12 protein-coding genes and 1 tRNA gene are annotated in these 16,946 nt (G+C 49.8%); 10 read left to right on the top strand and 3 right to left on the bottom strand.

The window, feature by feature from the left end; genetic code table 11:
• The first annotated feature begins 44 nt into the window (after nucleotides 1-44).
• The 5 genes from HK11_RS02665 to HK11_RS02645 all read left to right on the top strand — a co-directional run bounded on the left by HK11_RS02665 (nucleotide 45) and on the right by HK11_RS02645 (nucleotide 3,605).
• On the top strand, nucleotides 45-545 hold the full coding sequence (locus tag HK11_RS02665; RefSeq protein ID WP_086553797.1) for a YbjN domain-containing protein: 501 nt from the start codon (nucleotides 45-47) through the stop codon (nucleotides 543-545).
• Between the two features lies 1 nt (nucleotide 546).
• Complete coding sequence (gene proC, locus HK11_RS02660) at nucleotides 547-1,365, top strand: pyrroline-5-carboxylate reductase (protein ID WP_086553796.1); 819 nt, start codon at nucleotides 547-549, stop codon at nucleotides 1,363-1,365.
• A 41-nt stretch (nucleotides 1,366-1,406) separates the two neighbouring features.
• Complete coding sequence (locus tag HK11_RS02655; RefSeq protein WP_086553795.1) at nucleotides 1,407-2,063, top strand: TetR family transcriptional regulator; 657 nt, start codon at nucleotides 1,407-1,409, stop codon at nucleotides 2,061-2,063.
• Between the two features lie 52 nt (nucleotides 2,064-2,115).
• Nucleotides 2,116-2,190: transfer RNA gene (locus tag HK11_RS02650), tRNA-Gln, on the top strand.
• Nucleotides 2,191-2,351: 161 nt separating this feature from the next.
• The gene (locus tag HK11_RS02645; protein ID WP_086553794.1) at nucleotides 2,352-3,605 is read left to right on the top strand and encodes an MFS transporter; all 1,254 of its coding nucleotides are present in this window, start codon (nucleotides 2,352-2,354) and stop codon (nucleotides 3,603-3,605) included.
• Nucleotides 3,606-3,757: 152 nt separating this feature from the next.
• On the opposite strand, the gene HK11_RS02640 is transcribed toward HK11_RS02645, so the two are convergent.
• On the bottom strand, nucleotides 3,758-4,027 hold the full coding sequence (locus tag HK11_RS02640) for an HU family DNA-binding protein (RefSeq protein ID WP_086553793.1): 270 nt from the start codon (nucleotides 4,025-4,027) through the stop codon (nucleotides 3,758-3,760).
• Nucleotides 4,028-4,189: 162 nt separating this feature from the next.
• Between HK11_RS02640 and HK11_RS02635 the strand changes: the two genes are divergently transcribed.
• The 4 genes from HK11_RS02635 (at nucleotide 4,190) to HK11_RS02620 (ending at nucleotide 9,340) form a co-directional block, all read left to right on the top strand.
• Nucleotides 4,190-5,077, top strand: a complete 888-nt coding sequence (locus tag HK11_RS02635) for a rhamnan synthesis F family protein (protein ID WP_086553792.1) — start codon at nucleotides 4,190-4,192, stop codon at nucleotides 5,075-5,077.
• A gap of 119 nt (nucleotides 5,078-5,196) precedes the next feature.
• Nucleotides 5,197-7,413, top strand: a complete 2,217-nt coding sequence (locus tag HK11_RS02630; RefSeq protein WP_233133276.1) for a TonB-dependent siderophore receptor — start codon at nucleotides 5,197-5,199, stop codon at nucleotides 7,411-7,413.
• Nucleotides 7,407-9,083, top strand: coding sequence for a PepSY domain-containing protein (locus HK11_RS02625; RefSeq protein ID WP_233133274.1), 1,677 nt, complete (start codon nucleotides 7,407-7,409; stop codon nucleotides 9,081-9,083). The genes HK11_RS02630 and HK11_RS02625 overlap by 7 nt, the downstream gene beginning before the upstream one ends.
• Nucleotides 9,080-9,340 carry a hypothetical protein gene (locus tag HK11_RS02620; protein WP_086553790.1) on the top strand — a complete coding sequence of 87 codons (261 nt, stop codon included), beginning with the start codon at nucleotides 9,080-9,082 and terminating at the stop codon, nucleotides 9,338-9,340. Before HK11_RS02625 ends, HK11_RS02620 begins: the two co-directional genes overlap by 4 nt.
• A 3-nt stretch (nucleotides 9,341-9,343) precedes the next feature.
• Here HK11_RS02620 and HK11_RS02615 read toward each other — a convergent pair whose 3' ends face one another.
• Nucleotides 9,344-12,094, bottom strand: coding sequence for a glycosyltransferase (locus tag HK11_RS02615; RefSeq protein ID WP_086553789.1), 2,751 nt, complete (start codon nucleotides 12,092-12,094; stop codon nucleotides 9,344-9,346).
• A 109-nt stretch (nucleotides 12,095-12,203) separates the two neighbouring features.
• The gene (locus HK11_RS02610; RefSeq protein WP_086553788.1) at nucleotides 12,204-13,616 is read right to left on the bottom strand and encodes a calcium-binding protein; all 1,413 of its coding nucleotides are present in this window, start codon (nucleotides 13,614-13,616) and stop codon (nucleotides 12,204-12,206) included.
• A gap of 565 nt (nucleotides 13,617-14,181) precedes the next feature.
• Between HK11_RS02610 and HK11_RS02605 the strand changes: the two genes are divergently transcribed.
• A complete protein-coding gene (locus tag HK11_RS02605) occupies nucleotides 14,182-16,938 on the top strand; it encodes a glycosyltransferase (RefSeq protein ID WP_233133272.1) in 2,757 nt (918 codons plus the stop codon).
• Nucleotides 16,939-16,946: the final 8 nt, after the last annotated feature.

Here is a 16,946-nt window from a genome sequence, read left to right as displayed (position 1 = left end):
CCTGATTTTGTTCTTTTAGTATGCCCAGTGACCAGGAGTGAGTCATGCCAGCACTGAACACAGCACCTGCCACAGGCACGCTTAACCCACTTGATCTGATTGAACAGATTGCTGCAGGGCTGGACTGGAATTTTGACCGCTGCACAGACACAGAGCTGGCAGCTGAAGCGCCGGGAAAATGGTGCACCTATGGACTTTTTTTCTCATGGTCGACTGAGCTGAGCGCGATCCATTTTACGTGCGCTTTTGATCTGAAAGTCTCTGTACCAAAGCGCAAGAGCATGTATGAACTCATTGCGCTGGCAAATGAGCATATCTGGATCGGGCATTTCAGTCTGGATCAGGAAGACGGCATTTTACTGTTTCGTCATGCACTGCTCCTCCGCGGCATTGAGCTGAATATAGACATTTTTGAAGACCTGATCGACATCGCCCTGACGGAATGTGAACGTCTTTACCCTGCTTTTCAGTTTTTCTTGTGGGGTGGACAGAACCCTGCTGAAGCTGTCAAGGCTGCGATGCTAAACTGTGCCGGAGAAGCCTGAAATGCACGACACACGCTTACTTCCTTCTGTTTTGCTGGCAGGGTGCGGCAAAATGGGCACCGCCATGCTGGAAGGCTGGTTGAGTCAGGGCTTAAGACCTTCTGTTATTCTCGATCGCCACGATCAGACGCTGCCTCACCCACACAGGCACATACGTCAGACAGAAGAGCTTCCTGCTGACTTTATACCCGATGTGATTGTCATGGCTGTCAAACCGCAGACGTCTGACAGCTTGCTACATCAGCTGACCCGACGCTTTGCCGGTGTACCGGTCCTCTCTCTCATGGCTGGCCGCACTCTCGAAAGCCTGAGTCAGCACAGCTTTGCCCATACAGGGCACCCTCCGGCCATTATTCGCGCTATGCCCAATACACCCTGTGCACTGGGTGTTGGCATGACCGGGCTTTATGCCGGCCCTCACGTGACTGAGCAGCAGAAACATGACTGCGAAAAACTTGCCGGGGCGGTTGGTAAAACAATATGGGTTGAGCAGGAAAGCCAGATGGATATTGTCACGGCTGTTTCCGGCAGTGGCCCGGCTTATGTTTTCCTTTTAGCCGAACTGCTGGAAAAAGCGGGTACTGACCAGGGGCTGCCGCCACACACAGCACGAGAGCTGGCACGCCAGACCATTTACGGAGCCGGATGCCTGCTAAGCCACTCCACACTTGATGCGGCTGAACTCCGCACCCGTGTCACAAGCCCAGGCGGCACTACGGCAGCTGCTCTTAACGTATTCATGGCACCGGATGCCTGGCCTGACACTGTGACCAAAGCCATTCAGGCTGCTGTATCACGCTCAGAAGAGCTGGCATCCTGAAGATTTTTTCTTTTTCATTTTTGATCTGACAGGTCTTTCTGATGGATACCGACGATTTTGACACGACCCTCCTGAACGCCGCTATGGCACTGGCTGCTGAGAAAGGCTGGGCTTCTGTCTCATTGCTCGATGCAGCCCGTAAGGCTGAGCTTTCATTTTCTGAAACACGCACACGCTTTCCACTACGCAGCTCACTGCTGCTGCGCCTTGGCCGGCTGGCTGATGATTCTGCACTGGCTGATAACAACGACACCAGCCCAGCCAGAGAGCGACTTTTTGATCTGCTCATGCGCCGTTTCGATGTCTTTCAGATCTATCGGGATGGTGTGCGGGCCGTTTTACATGCCCTGCCGACTGACCCGGCACTGACACTCCTCCTGAGTGGCGCAACGTTTGAAAGCATGCGCTGGATGACTGATGCCGCCGGCATTCCTGTCACCGGTATCAAAGGGTTTGTGAACACGAACATTGTTATCGGGATATGGACGCACACGCTGCGCGTATGGGAAAAAGACGACAGTGAGGATATGAGCCGTACCATGGCAGCTCTTGATCAGGCACTTGATAAAGCCGCTCGTTTTAAGCTGTTTGCAGGTGATGCCACACCGGATGATGACCTCTCACATGGCTCTGACTTTATGACATCAGGTCTGCCTGAACCAGAAAATATCTCTTTTAATGAAAAACCTGACTACTGACATCTTTACGAAACGCCCTGGTTTGTCTTAAAAGGGCACACCACGGCACCAATGGGGCGTAGCCAAGCGGTAAGGCAGCGGATTTTGATTCCGCCATGCGGAGGTTCGAATCCTCCCGCCCCAGCCATCTTTCCCGTATCACGACGATGATATTTGACCTTTTGTATGAGAGAGCTTTTATTCTCCCATGCACTGCGCTGACCTGCGCGTAAAAAAATCACATCTTATATGTTTTCACGATGCAGCGCGTTGCCGTTACGCCTGTACTGCTATGAATGTTGCCTTCAAATGACCTCCCACCCTGCGGCTAAAGCCCCTCTCCTGTCATTCAAGGGACTGAAAGCAGCCCTTATGGCCCGCACCCTCTCTGCTTTTTCCTCTCAGGTGCAGGCTGTCGCCGTCGGATGGCAGATTTACGCTCTTACACACGAGGCCTCTGCCCTTGGTTTTGTAGGGCTGGCGCAGTTTTTGCCCATGGTCACTTTTATCTTTCCGGCAGGCCATGCAGCTGACCAGTACAACCGGCGTCGCATTGTCATCATCTGCCAGATAACAGAGGCTATGGCCGCTTTATTCATGGCTCTGGCCTCATTTCAAAACGTTGTCACCCCTGTCATGATATACGGGCTGGTGGCACTTTTTGGCATGTGCCGCGCCTTTGAAATGCCAGCTCAGCAAACTTTTATACCCGCTATCGTGCCGGTATCGGCCTTTCCTCGCGCAACAGCACTCTCATCCTCCCTGTTTCAGGTTGCCTGTATTGCCGGCCCCTCGATCGGAGGCTTGCTTTACGGCCTGGGGCCAACGCCATGCTATGCGCTATGTGCCATCGGCTTTGGCATAGCGGCTCTCTCTACTTTACTCATGAAGCTCAGCTTCCCTTCACGCCCGCGGCAGCCCGTTAGCCTGGCCGCTGTTTTTGGCGGTATTATCTTCCTCAGGCAAAACCCGACCATGCTGGGCGCACTGTCACTCGATCTGTTTGCTGTCCTGTTGGGAGGGGCCACAGCTATGTTGCCTCTGTATGCAACTGACATTTTGCATGCCGGCCCATGGGGACTGGGACTGCTCAGAGCTGCTCCGGCCATAGGGGCCTTACTGGTTGCTGCTGTACTGGCCCGCCGACCCATGGGGCACAACTCAGGATTATGGATGTTTTTCTCTGTTGCTGTTTTCGGTGTCGCTACGATTCTCTTCGGATTCTCGAAGTCCATCCCCCTCTCTGTGCTTGCTCTTGCAATTCTGGGAGGTGCTGACGTCATCAGCGTCATGGTACGCAGCTCACTGGTACAGCTTGGCACACCTGACGAAATGCGCGGGCGGGTATCAGCCGTAAACATGCTGTTTATCGGCTCATCAAATCAGCTGGGGGAATTTGAAAGCGGTATGCTGGCAAGTGCGGTCGGCGCTGTACCTGCTGTCGTCATTGGCGGCATTGGTACACTCGCCATCACAGCAATATGGATGGCACTTTTCCCTGGCCTGAGAAAACTCGACAGGCTGGATGACATCACCCCTCAGGAACTCAGAAAGACGACGTAATTCTAAACAATTAAGAAAAGTAACGGAGTATATTTCGAAAAGAACACACGAAATATACTCCGCTTTCAGAGAGTTTTACCTGCAGATTACACCCGGATCAGGAGAAAAACCGAATACAGTGCCAACAGTTTTTCTGCTCTGCGATCAGGGTATTATACAACTTTTTTAAGGTTCGGGCTGGCCTTAAAGCGCACGGTCTTACCAGCTTTTACTTTAACCTGCTCACCTGTGCGTGGGTTAAGAGCCTTACGCGCCTTGGTTTTACGCACTGTAAAAGTCCCAAAAGACGGCAGAGTAAACCCACCTTCATTTTTAAGTTCTTCAATAATAGCGTCTAGCAGATCGTTAGCCGCCTGATTGGCCGCAACGCCGGTGCAATTGATCGAATCCTGAATGACAGCCGCAATAAATGCTTTGCTCATTGAGACAATATCTCCCTTACAGATAAAATTATCTTATTGGTAATTATAGCTTATGCTACCCGACTTCTCGCTATGCTTGTAGTCATATTTTCAGAAAAAATATAACTTCATTGAAAACAGCACGAAAAATATCTTATCAGAAACCAGAAAAGACAGTGAAGAATGGTATGCTACCCCCCTCCTCTCCCTCCGGGATCACTCTGCCTTTTTGCCGCGTATACCCCCGATGGCGCTCTTCCTGACTACACAAAATTTTATCTCAGAAACCTGCTGGAGTGTGGTTTAACGCTGCATGTCTGTTTTTCCGGCACAGAGCATATTACTGCTGACAGCCTGACCTTTTGCACAGAAAACAGAATACAGACCTATACCAGACCCAATAAAGGCCTTGATTTTGGCGCATGGTGCTATCTGCGAAACCATATACCCACACATAATGTGCCTTTTATTGTGCTGGCTAACGACAGTGTTTTCGGGCCCTTTGCACCGCTGCCTCCTCTTTTACAAAAATTCAAAGCCTCACAAAAACCCGCATGGGGCCTCGTCGCCTCACGCGCTGTTACGCCACACCTTCAGTCATGGTTTGTCGGCCTCTCTCAACAGGCATGGCAGGCGCCTGCAGTAAAACGGATTTTTCATCTGCCATTTGAGAACATGTCCCGCTCAGAAATTATCTGGCACGGCGAACTGGGGCTTTCTGTCGCCCTTACCGATAGTGGCTTCACACCCGATGCGTTATGGAGCGACCTCAGGGCGCCATTAGCCCGTTTTTTTCCTGCTAACCCGGCCCATGCGCGCTGGCGTTCTTTTTTACGCTCAGGACTGGTGCCTTTTATAAAGCAGGAGCTCCTCAGAGATAACCCTTATCATATTCCTGCCCTGTCTGACTGGCGACGCGAGATACTGCCGGGCAATGGTTTCAACCCTGCGTGGATCGACGCATATCTTGCAGGCACCCCCCCCCGTACGACCCGTACCCGTTCAAACCGAAAAGGCCGTCTGCTTTACACAATGCTGTCTGAAGCTGACCGCTATCGCCCTCGTTTTTAAAACACCCGTTCAAACCCGTCACACATGAAAAAAAATTATTAATTATTAATATTGAGAATCATTCTCATTAGCGCTATCTCCGCCTGTCTTTACTTTATCAGGCAGGGAAATCCACTTCGATGCACAGAGGCATTCGTCATAGCTCTATGTTTCTGACACTTGGCTTTCTGGCATCGACGACTCCGTCTTTAGCCAGCCAGTCAGCCGGCAGCTCAACAACAGATCACGTCAAAAAGCACCCACACCGCATCACAACGCAGGCCACAAAAGCACAGCATACTCAGGCCGCCACGTCTGAACAGCTGACGGTTAAGGGACGACGCGCCTCTGTTGTTGCCTCATCAGCAACAAAGAGTGATACCCCACTGATTGATACGGCTCAGTCAATCACAGTCATCACACGTAACGAGATGGATATACGCGGTGTTCTGAGCCTGAATCAGGCCGTGCGCTATGCTGCGGGCATAACCCCTGACCTGCGCGGTGGCATTGGTACCCGCTACGACCAGTTTTTGCTGCGCGGCTTTACAGTCCCCACCTTTCTTGATGGCCTGAAAGTGCAGGACAGCCCGACAGGCTACGCGGTTGCCCAGACAGATACCTCACGCCTTGACCGTATTGAAATGCTCAAAGGGCCGGCATCAGCACTCTATGGTCAGTCAAGCCCGGGCGGACTTGCCGCACTCTCCAGCAAACTTGCGACTGACCAGCGCTCTTACGGCAATGTCACGGCAACCGGCGGCATGTTTGACCTTTATCGTGTTGATAGTGATGTCGGTGGTTATGCAAATAATGACGGCTCAGTGCGCTGGCGCCTTTACGGCACAGCCAATGGTCAGCACACGCAGCTGGCCCGCACAGGCAGCCGCCGTTTTTCTATAAGCCCGACCTTTACATTTGGTGGTAACGGACCAACAACACTCACCATTCTGGGGAACTATCAGTATGACCCTGAAGGCGGCACCTATGGTGGTGTGCCTCTAGTTGGTTCACTCAAACGCGCCTCATTTGGCTATCTGCCTCGCAATTTTTATGATGGCGATGTTTCATTCGAAAAATTCAATCGCCGTCAGGGCGCATTTTCCTATTTCTTCAATCATCGCTTTAACGATGACTGGAGTTTTTCCTCACGCGGGCGCTATGACGATATCCGTGTAATCAACCGCAGTACATACGATGCCGGATACTGGGAAGCCGACGGTTACACCCTGCCCCGCTATGCCTATGGTACCAAAGAACACACCTATAATATGGCCTATGACAGCCAGTTTAAAGGACATGTACGCACCGGCCCGCTTAAGCACACCCTTATGACAGGCTTTGACTACATGTGGCAGCGCGCCACCGAAACCTACACGCAGGGTGATGCACCCTCACTCAACGCTCTGCACCCTGATTATCATATGGCATTTCCGGCTCAGACGGTGGGTGCACGCTACCTGACAAACTCGCACCAGATAGGAATATACGCACAGGATGAGATTCGCTGGCGCGGGCTGGTGCTGAATGGCAGCCTGCGGAATGACTGGTACCGCTCTGATCAGAAAGAATATCTTGCCGGTTCAGACACCAGACAAAACCCTTCACAAATTACCTGGCGTGCTTCTGCCCTTTACCATTTCAAATTTGGCCTAGCCCCTTATATCAGCTACTCAACCTCTTTCCAGCCACAGTCAGGCTTTACCTCAAAAGACGGTGGCAAAACCCTGAGCCAGGCCAACCCAACACTGGGCAAACAGCTTGAAGGTGGTGTGAAATACCAGATCCCCGGCACACCCATTCTGCTGACAGCTGCGGGGTTCCATATCGAGCAGTCCAATGTCCTTGTTGCTGTCGGCAATCTGCCTTACGGCATTGAAAGTGGCAAAGTACACTCAGATGGCTTTGAGTTTGAAGCCCATGCTGATGTCTATAAAAATCTGATGCTCGAGGCCGCTGTGAGCGTTCAGCGCGTGCATGACGACTCGACAGGTAAACCCCTTATTCAGTCTGGCAAAGGCAATGCCTCTCTGTTTGCATTCTACACCATGCCATCAGGCCCGCTTAAAGGGTTCGGCTTTGGCGGTGGGATGCGATACACTGCCAAAGCTTACGGTGGACAAGCTGATTACGGGAGTGTCTGGGTGCCGCAATATGCTCTGTTTGACGGCTCGTTACGCTATGATCTGTCAAACCTGTCTCCGTCCCTGCGGGGGTGGACTGCCTCAGCCAGTGTGCGCAACCTGTTTGACAAACATTATGTTTCAAACTGTCTCGCTTATGCGTCATACGGTCAGGCATTCTGCTACTATGGCGAACGCCGTAATGCGCAGGCCAGTATCGGCTTTTCATGGTAAAACACCCATTATCCAGCGGTGCGCGCCTTAAGGCTGTGCTCCGCAGTTTTGGGATTTTACTCACAGGCTATGCACTGGCAGCCCTTGGGGGGGCTGTTCTGGCCTGGGCTCTGCCGCTGCACAGAGCTGACCGGGCACTCATCGGAACAATGAGCTCGCTGGTATTGTGGCCTGTGACTGTTATGGCTGGATTTTTTTGCTATGGCCCGGCTGGCCACGTACCATTTCGTAAAGCTATGGCATGGCTGCACAACTGGGCTGGCATTGTTACAGGCTGGGTCATCTACATTATCGTGCTCTCTGGTACACTCAGCGTTTTCCGACCTGAAATAGGGATATGGATGCGCCCAGAACTGCAGGGGCGCATCGCTACACCTGCACAGGCCTTACAAACCGCTGTTAACTGGCTTTCTGCACACGCAGCTACATCATCAGCCTGGTATCTTACCCTCTTCCCTGGCCCTGATGGACTACGCGCCCCTTTTGTCTGGGCTGTATGGCAGGCACCCGATGGCACTTTTATGCAACGCGCTCTCGACCCTCTGACCGGCGCCCCGGATGTTATTCGTGATACGCTGGGCGGCGATTTTTTTTATCGCTTTCACTTTGAACTTCAGCTCCCCTACCCCTGGGGGCGCCTGCTTGCCGCTATAGCCGCCTTAGCCCTCGTTCTGACTCTGCTAAGCGGCGTTATTATACACCGGCGCATCTTTATTGATTTTTTTACCTTTCGCCCCGCCAAAGGCAGACGAAGCTGGCTGGATGCTCATAATGTCGGAGGCGTCGCCGCCCTGCCTTTCCACCTGGTTATCGCTCTTTCAGGTGCAGTGACACTTGCCACACTGCTGTTTCCGTGGAGCGTGCAAACCATTTATCATAATGATATCAACAGCTTTGCAGGTGAACTCCAGCCAGGCAGTGCGCCCTTACCATTAACCGGCGTGCCAGCCAGGCTAACGGCCATTGCCCCGTTAATGCAAAAGCTCAGGCAGAATAATCCTGATTTTACGCCTGCCCAAGTTTATATTTACAACCCGATGGACAGCGCCTCACTGATAGTTTTTTCAGGTGATGACCAGGGTAGCATTGGCAATAACTCTCACGTGTTGCGTATAGAAGGTGAGAGCGGTGAAGTTCTTTCTGATACGCACGAGCACCGCTCAGTGATCTCTCTTTTTTCCGTACTTTACGGCCTTCATGTTGCGCATTTTGCTGATACCTTTACCCGCTGGCTCTACTTCCTCTCCGGCCTGTTGCTGGCTGTTATTATCGCCAGCGGGCTCTGTCTTTGGGTCAGCCATCCTAAACGGCAGGGGGGTATGTACACGATCATCGCCCGGCTCAACCCCGCCATCATTACAGGCGGACCTGTTGCTCTGAGCAGCTATTTTATTATTAACAGACTTCTTCCTGTTTCATGGGCCAGCCGTGCAGAACATGAAGTACAAAGCATGTTTATTCTGTGGGCTGTGCTGGTTTTTATATGTGCATGTCTGCCAGCACGCCTCTCCTGGCGCTTATTATGTGGGCTGATGAGCATAATACTACTGACTATCGCTATACTCAGCATGACAGTACCCGGCGCAATCGGAACCAGCTTTATACTCGTCTCACTCACTCTGGCCGCAGCCTTTATTGCAGCCATACTGCGTAAAGGCCGTACCCTGTGAGCGTAATTTTACTCTCTCTGCTCAGTACCGGAGCAGGGCTCTGCCTGCCTGCCTTTATTACCAGGCGGGCTGATATGTTAAAACACCGCTTTCAACTGCGAAGCATCAGCATACTCTGTCTGTTTTTTTCATTTTGCTGCCTGCTCAGTCACTATCACTCTGCACTGGCAGCACTTGTGACATGGGCTGAAATGGCAGGCCTGTGCGTGGTGGCAATCGCAGCTTTACGCGGCAGCCACCAGCACCTCAAAACCTGAAGGCTATTGCCGCCTTATACCCATAACAACCTGCCGCAAAAGTGCTTCAAGCTGATGCGCCTGCTGTTCAAACGTTACCAGGTCATCTTTAAACGGATTAGTATAGTCATCAAACCGTTCTGACGTATTCAGAAGCTCTCTCACCACTGCAGCTAAAGCCTCGGGACCAGCTCCGATCGGTATCATATTACCGTTTTCACCCTCAGTAATGGCTTCAGCCTGACCGCCTGGTGTGGTCGTAACCACCCATACATCCCGCGCAAGAGCCTCACGCACTGACAGCCCATAACTTTCTTTACACTGAGAAGGGAAAAGAAGCACATCAATGCTGTCATAAAATGCATCCATGGTTGTCTGCGTGTAAGACGGAACAGTAACAACCTGCCCTTTTACCTTCCATGTCTCAGCATATACTGACTGAATACCAAGGCTGAGCTTATTATCAACAACATACAGCACCCAGTCTGACATGTTAAGCTGCTCGAAAGCCTGGCGAATCAGAGTATAACCTTTCAGGTCTTCAGCCCCGCCAACATAACCAAAACGCAGAGCTGTACCCTTTTTACGAGGGGTTCTTGGCTGTTCAGGCCAGGTAAAGCCATTGGGGTTCACCACCACTTTATCAGCTGCAATACCATTGGCCAGAAACAGCTGCCGGTGCGTTTCTCCCGGTGTAAGCAGGAGTGCTGCACTATCAAGAGCGCTCCTCATCAAAGCAGCACGACTTTGCAGATGCGACGCTTCGATTTCACAGTTCTGGCAAACCTGCAGGTCTATCTTCTCCTGAAAACAGAACTGCCCTTTTTCAGTCACCATAAACTGGCGATCACAAAGCCACCAGGAATCATGCAGCGTAATAACGTAAGGAACACCTTCTTCAACACAGGCACGCGTCAGGCCGACACCAAGACGCTGAATGGCATGAAAATGCACAATGTCAGGCTTCATTGTCTGTAACCAGTACCTGAAGGCCTCCGTCGCATGCGGGTTATCAAGCCCGGCAATTTTTTCAAAATCATCGGGCACCGGTACACTCATAACCGGGCTCCCTGCCGCCTGATAACGTACAACACCGCCTTCACGCCCAGCCAGGTCAGGGCATGACGTAAATACACTCACAGTGATGTCACGCACCCGCAGATGCTTTACCATCTGCTCTGCAATAAACGTTGCTCCGCCAAAAGAACGCGGATCAAAATAAATATTCACCGCCATAACTGATAAGTCTGTTCTGGCCTGCACCGGCGGATAGCCAAAGACTGGTATAACCTGATCTTTCACCACGTTAACAGGGTGATAGTGCTCCAGTGCGTACTGCCGGGCCGCCTGACCAATCTGCCCACGAAGAGCTGCGTCACCCGCCAGAGCCAGTAAAGAAGCAGACCACTCTGCCGGTGTTGAAGCCAGGAAACCATTCTGACCGTGACGGACAACCTGCGCAAACGTATCAGAAGGAGAGCAGACTGCAGGCACTTCAAGAACAGAGGCCTCAAGAAATTTAATATTACTTTTACAGTCGTTGAAAACTGATGAATCAAGTGGAGCAATCGTTATATCGGCATCAAATAAAAAGCGCATATATGCTATGTAGTCGCGCCCTGTATGCCTGAAAATACGGTCCTTTACTGCATCACATTCAGCCGGCAAAGTCAGGTCGCCCATAATATGCAGTGTCAGCCTGGGATCAACCTGCATAGCTCCGACAATGCCAGCTGCCGCAACACGAAAATCAGCATCATGCGTTTTTGTGCCTGAACCATAAACAATCCGGACCTCTTCCTTATGGCGTGACTGCTTTAAAGTCTCTCTTTCAGCTCTGAGCTGATCAGTAATATCAAGAGTTTGTCGGTCAAGAGCATTTTCAATGACGCTGACACGCTCGACCCTTGCCTCACGCATTAACTGTGCAAGAACCCGAGTCGAAGCAATGGCCTGATCGCAGGCCATCATGCAATTACGATAGAGCGACACACCATTCATCACGACCTGGCGTTCATGTTGTGTCAGATGATCAAGATTTTTATTATTCTTATAATGCTCTTCAGAAAAAATCAGGTCATCTACATCCCACCATGAAGGAAGATTGAGACGTTTGACCTCTGCAAAAAGTGAAAGAACGGCTTCAAACGCCGGTACTCTGTAAAAAATAACATTCGTACAGCTCTGAAGAGCTGACAGAATCTCCTGATTTTTACGCCAGTCAAAAACAGCTACATGCCAGCCGAGAGCTTCAAGCTCTTCTTTCTTTTGCCACACGCGATATTTGGCACACTGCCGCAAACTCAGCTCTGCAATAATCAAAAAAGAGGGCCGAAACCCTTGCAGCACATCCTGCTTTACGGGAAGCAGAATCCGGTCTGCCACCTGGCTAATTGTCTCAGCTTTTGGCGCTGTATTTCTGCCTCCTCTGCCCAGAAATGACTGCGCTGAGCGCTGAAGATGAGGCGTTATTTTATGCAAAACACCACGGGCACCATCTTTACGATAAACATCCTGAATTTTAGCTCTGACATCAGATATTTTATGTCCACTCGGCAAATACCCACGCGAAATATGCCTGACTGCGCGTAAAGGAAAAGTTATTTTCCAGGACAGGGTCTGCTGCTGAGCCGTAAGAAGAGCTTCAGTTTCTGCAAAACGCTGACGCAGCTCCGCCTCGCGCAGGCCTTGTAAAGCACTACCAGCCCGATAGCTCTCAACAAGCGCTGCAAGCTCCTCTTTCTCATCAGCGGGTATTTTCTCTGGATCATTCATACTCTGTTCTCTTTTATGCTGCTGGAGAACTTAACGCACTTGTCAAAAAAAAAAGCCGGGTAAAAAACCCGGCTTCTTAAAAGATCAACAAAAAGGAAATGATCAGAGATCAGAAACCTGTGAAGTCTTTTGCTGTCAGAGAGCTGACGCCATCAAACGTAATTTTGCTGTTATCAGCCAGCGTAATGGTCGTGCTTGCAACACCATTTTTTGTGCTGTGCTCAGCGTTATCCAGTACTTTCTGGAAAGCAGAAGAGTTGCTGCCACCATAGTATTTATCATAATCAACCAGCAGGACCTGGTTACCAGCAGCACTACCGAAATCGGTAATCGTATAGTCGGCACCAGCCACACCATTACGGAAACCAAATACGTTAGCTGCACCAGAACCACCGGTCAGTGTCGCATTACCTGTGCCTGCTACAAGCGTATCAGCACCGGTACCACCGATCATGATCTGCTGCGTTGTGCCAGAATCAGCACCAAAGGCATGGATACCAAATACTGAAGATGCAGCATTCAGTGTTTCGTTACCTACGGTAGCAACAAACAGCGAACTTGCTGAGGTCGCATCCATGGTAACATCAAGACCATCGGCACCAAAGACCGTGCTCTTACCAGCAGAGATCGTCGTTTCGCCCGTACCACCACGGAATATCAGGTCACCAGCGATGTTGACATTCGCGTTGTCAGCCTGGTTAACAACGAAGTTACCCTGACCAGCACCAATTGTACCCTGATTGCCACCGAAAACAGTACCGGTTGAACCAGAAAGGCTGATCGTGTCGCCTTTTGCACCAGAGATGGTGCTGTTGCTGCCATAAACTGTACTGTTGCTGCCAACAGTAATGTTCTCGCCACCCAGTGGCGCATTGCTGGTAACCAGCGAATTATCACCAACATCAACGGTAGAACTTGCTCCGTTCAGCGTAATGCTCTGTGTGCCGGAAGACGCTGTAATCGTATCCTGACCTTCAGAGATAACACTGTTTACGCCGCTACCCAGGATAATCTGGTTCGCACCGCCACCAGCATTGATGGTGTTATCGCCATTACCAGAGTTGATGGTATCGTTACCGTCACCTGTTCTGATATCCCAGTTACCGCCAGAAGAGTTACCATTAAAGGTATTATCGCCCGCACCGCCGGTAAACTGACCACCCTGAGACCCAGCGGTGAAATTAATCCCCCCGGCTCCGCCAAGAACGGTCAGGGCATTGGTCACGCCCGTGGCATCGACTGAAACAGCACCTGCCAGGGTATCGCTGATACCACCGACGGTCAGCCAGGAAGCATTACCACTGACCTGATAAGAGCCGGCAGCCGTAATGACGCCGTACCCTCGCTGATTGCTAAAACTATCAGAACCGGAGGTCAGATCACGTATATCAAGGTTTGCAAGATCGCCACTTAACTGCGCAGCAACACTCGAAGCGTGCTGAACAAGTGATGACTGCTGAGAACCATCAACGGTAACCTGAACACTGCTTCCTGACGCACCGGTAACGGTGATAATCGCCATATGTTTACCCTCACTCTCAAAGCATCATGTCACAGAAACTAAGGAGACTTCGAAATCCCACAAGCTATGACTCTGGTTAATTTATATCTTGCCCGCTTGTAGAACAAGCAAAAAACAAAAAGCAAGCATTAATAAGAAATTTAAAATCGTTTCATGAAATATGAACATCGTCACAAAGAAAATCAAGCCAAAAAAATATAATGATTGCCTTTTCTTTACATAAAAAAAATCCAAACAAATCTCTCTAATACTCTCGTCAAACCTCTATTCATTACAGGATAACCTCTATAAAAAACCAAAAAAACATATGAAAAGCTTATTTTTATCATTTTTTATTTTTTATTTTTTTATAAATAAATTATTAATTATATGTCATGTACTTTACTAACCAGCGAAAAAACCCACTAATTACAAACTCTATTAACCAATCAGGTGCATCTTTTACCCAATGCAGGATCTTTCCACCCAGGCAAACAATATGCTGTCAGATATAAGTAACACTAGTTTTAATTCTTTTTTTTTACATGTGAACCTGGTACCCGGACATGATGACAGTGCTGTTTTTTTGCCATTAATTCATTGGATTCTTGATGCTGCTCAACCTGAGAATCTGGTTCTCATCCATGCAGACGAAACAAGCAGAGAAACTCTTCGCAGCACAACACAGGCCAGAAATAACCCTCTGTATATAAAAGAGTGGACATCGTACGAACACTCTCCCGAACTACGCCGCCCTGTCTATTTCTGTGGAGTGCATGGTCAGCTCTCTCCGGCAGCATTCTTAAACTGGGTCAATACACTGACTGATGATGCACTTATTATAATTGAGGGAATAACCTTACCTGGTGTGTCGGAAACATGGCATTTACTTAAGTACTCCTTCCCCTCCTTTACCTATGACTATGGCAAAGGACTCGGCCTGCTTACCAGAACATCATGTATTCTGAGCAAAACTCTTCTTTTTAAGAACGAAAACTCACTCACAGACGAAGAACGTAAAAATAAAATTTCATTTACAAATAAATGCTATTTTTTTTCAGATTACTGGAAAAATAAATTAATAGAGAATAAATTAACAGAAATAGAAAATTACAATAAAGAGATTAAAATTAAAAATAAAATACTTATAAATGAAAATGAAGAAATTATAAAAAAACTATCAATACACAAAGAATCAATTAAAAAAGAAGAAAACAGACCTGAAATATTATCAGCTCATCGCATAAACGAAAAAATAAAAATCAACCCACTCTCAAGGGCCGTTCGCAAACTCCTTCTTCCTCTCCGCTCCCCTGGCCTGAAATCATCATATCAGGCCGAAACCCCGGAGCTCGAGCAAACCGAAACCCGTGCATCACATCATACGGCTGCAGCTCATCATCCGTGCTCGCATATTTTATTTATTGCCGGAGAGCCGGATTCTCCAGGTGTATGGTATCGCTGCATACGTAATGCAGCAGCGACAACGATGGCCGGATACCAGGGCCGCTGGAAACCATGCGCCGAGGTTAACCCGGATGATCTGAAGTGGGCTGATGCGATTGTTTTATGGCGGGTTGAATTCAGCGACCACGTAAAAACCATTATTCAGGTCGCACACGAGTATAATGTTAAAATTATATTTGACACTGATGACATCACCTTTATGCCTTCTCTGGCCCGTACCGATATTATAGATGGCATCCGCACCATTGGCGTCTCAGAAGAGCGACTGGAAGTTTTCTTTCACGACAACTGGCGCACCATGGTTAACGCTGACCTGTGCTTTGCACCGACAAACTTTCTAAGTCAGCTGATGCGCGCACATCGTCCGCTGGGCTATACGGTACCTAACACCTACGACACAGCAGCACTGACACTAAGCCGGCTGGCAGCGCGCAAAAAACGTGCTTTTGCTGAAACAGACATCATTCGTATCGGATACCCCGCTGGCACACCTACGCATCAGCGGGATTTTTTACGCATCGTACCAACTCTTACCGCACTGATGAAAACGATCCCGCATCTGCGCCTGGTGCTTTTTCGTCACAAAGATACACTCAGCCCAACCGTCATCATCAATGAATTTCCCGAACTCAGCCAGGTAGCCAGCCAGATTGAGTGGCGCGATCTCGTCGATTTTCCTGATCTGCCAGCTGAACTGGCACGCTTTGACATTGCGATTGCACCTCTTGAAGCTGAAAATATCTACTGTAACGCAAAAAGCGAACTGAAGTTTTTTGAGGCTGCACTGGCAGGTGTGCCCTCCGTCGTCTCTCCCACACACCCTTACCGTGAGTGCATAGAACACGGCAAAACCGGCATGCTGGCAAAGACCCCTGAAGAGTGGCATGAGGCCCTGTCTCAGCTCATCGAAAATGCTGAGCTGCGTGCAACACTGGCACGCAATGCCTATCATAGTTGTCTGTGGCACTTTGGCCCGCAAAAACAGGCAAAACTTCTTAAAAGCATTTTTCACAGCCTGGAAAATGAAGAAGCAGCAACCCAGGAGGCCGAAATACAGCTTGCACGTGGCACCTGCCCTGCCCGCAACCTGCCTGATATTCCGCCCTGTACTGTACTTTATGAGAAAGATGCTCTGATCACATCCGATATAACGGTCATCATCACCAGCTACAACTATGAGGACTTTCTTCTGGAAGCACTCGAGTCTGTCCGCTCTCAGACTATAGAAAACCTTGACCTGATTGTTGTGGATGATGGTTCATCAGATTCCTCCGTCACTCTGACCAGGGAGTGGATGAAGCGCCATTCAGAACGCTTTAACCGCCTTATTTTACTCAAAACGTCTTACAATGTCGGGCTGGGAGGCGCGCGAAACTGCGGTGTTTCCTGGGCTGAAAGTCACTATTTTCTACCACTTGATGCTGATAATCGCCTGCTACCCGAAGCCTGCACAACACTTCTGGCAGCCATGACACCAGTAACAGCCTACGCTTACCCGATACAGCAACAGTTTGGTTCACCTGCAGTACACGCCTTACTGGGAGAAGCTGACTACACCCCCATGCGGCTAAAATCAGGCAATTACATTGACGCTATGGCTCTTATTGGCAAATGGGCCTGGGCAGCCTGTGGCGGCTATTATGTTCAGCGCGATGCTATGGGCTGGGAAGACTACGACCTCTGGTGTTCAATGGCCGAAATGGGCCTGCAGGGCACGCATGTTAAACAGATACTGGCTGAATATCGGGTACACTCCGGGTCAATGACCACAGGTGTGACTGAGAAGGCTGAGCATAAAAAGAAAATTGTTGCACTACTTGAAAAACGCCACCCGTGGATCAGCCTCGTGCAGAAAGAAACCCGGACAACCCGCTAAAATGATAA

This window comes from Acetobacter sp. DmW_043 (genome assembly GCF_002153485.1).
In the GTDB taxonomy this organism is placed as follows: Bacteria; Pseudomonadota; Alphaproteobacteria; order Acetobacterales; family Acetobacteraceae; genus Acetobacter; species Acetobacter thailandicus.
Note: the sequence above shows the minus strand (reverse complement) of the source record. Positions and strands in the feature narration are given on the sequence as shown.